The sequence below is a fragment of the Actinoplanes sp. NPDC051633 genome (genome assembly GCF_040681735.1).
Lineage (GTDB): Bacteria > Actinomycetota > Actinomycetes > Mycobacteriales > Micromonosporaceae > Actinoplanes.
The window spans coordinates 1-1,398 of sequence record NZ_JBFAZH010001612.1 but is presented as its reverse complement, the minus strand read 5'-3'; the positions used below and the strand labels follow the sequence as shown (position 1 = coordinate 1,398).

Below are 1,398 nucleotides of genomic sequence, written 5' to 3'. Positions count from 1 at the left end.
GGGTGGTGCTGCTCAGCGGCGAGGCCGGGATCGGCAAAACCAGCCTGGCGACGCAGCTAGCGGCGGAGGCGGAGAACGTCGCGTGGGGCCGCTGCGGTGAGGAGCCCGGTGCGCCGCCGTTCTGGCCGTGGACCCAGGTGCTGCGCGATCTGGGCGACGAGTTTCCGCGCCGAGGCGGACGGCCCGCCGGTCGCGGACGTCGAGGCGGTCCGGTTCCGGCAGTGCCGCGCGGCGGCGGACCGGCTTCGTCGCTGCGCCGCCGACCGGACGCTGCTGATCGTGCTCGACGACGTGCACTGGGCCGACGCCGGCTCGCTGCGCCTGCTGCCGACGCTGGCGGCCGAGATCACCGACACGCGGATCCTGGTGGTCGCGACCTACCGGACCGCCGAGCAGGCCGCGCTGTCCGGCACCCTCGCGGCGCTGGCGCGCCTCCCGGCCGTGCGCCGGATCCCGCTGGCCGGCCTCACCGAGGGCGGCGTGCGGCAGCTGATGTCGGCGCGGATCGGCGCCGAGCCGGACGGCGGCCTGGTGCGGGTGGTGCACGACCGCAGCGCGGGCAACCCGTTCTTCGTGGTCGAGCTGGCGCGCCTGCTGGGCAGCGGGCGCCGGCTGGCCGCCGCGGAGCAGGCCGCGGCCCATGAGGTGCCGGAGGGGGTACGCGACGTGCTGCGCCGCCGCATCTCCGGGCTGCCCGAGCAGACCCAGGCGATCCTGCTGGTCGCCGCCGTGGTGGGCCGCGAGTTCGACCTCGACGTGGTGCGCGACGTGTCCGGCCTGGACGACGACACCGCCCTCGCCGCGATCGAGGCGGCCCTGCTGTCCGGCCTGGTGGCCGAGGAGACGGCGGTCGGCCGGTTCCGGTTCACCCACAGCCTGGTCATGGAGCACCTCTATCTCGACGTGAGCCGGATCCGGCGGGCCCGGCTGCACGCGCGGGTCGCGGAGCGGCTCGGCGAGCGGGCCGCCACGCACTGGTGGCTGGCCGCGCCCGTGGTCGGCGTGGACAAGGCGCTGCCGCACCTGCTGGACGCCGCCGATCGGGCCCTCGGCGTGCTGGCCCACGAGGAGGCCGGTGAGCACCTGCGGCACGCGCTCGAGTTGCTGGCCGGCGAGCCGTCGTCGGAGGCCCGTACCCGGTCGGAGCTCGAGGTGCACCTGCGGCTGGGCACCCTGCACGCCCAACTCGACGGCGCCCAGTCGGCGGCCGGCCGGGCCGCCGTGACGCGCGCCCGCGAGCTGGCCGAGGAACTCGCCGCCATTAGATTCTACTTTTGAATGTTCAAATTGTGGTTCTAGATGTGTTACATTACGCCGAATTTAAGTTTTGATGCTATGACAATAGTTGGAAATCTCAGTCGTGACAACGCGCAAAAACTATCGTCATTTATGAGTATC

1 pseudogene is annotated in these 1,398 nt (G+C 72.6%); it reads left to right on the top strand.

The features are described 5' to 3' along the window. Positions 1 to 2 precede the first annotated feature (2 nt). A pseudogene (locus AB0M20_RS43615) lies at positions 3 to 1,278 on the top strand (AAA family ATPase). Positions 1,279 to 1,398: the final 120 nt, after the last annotated feature.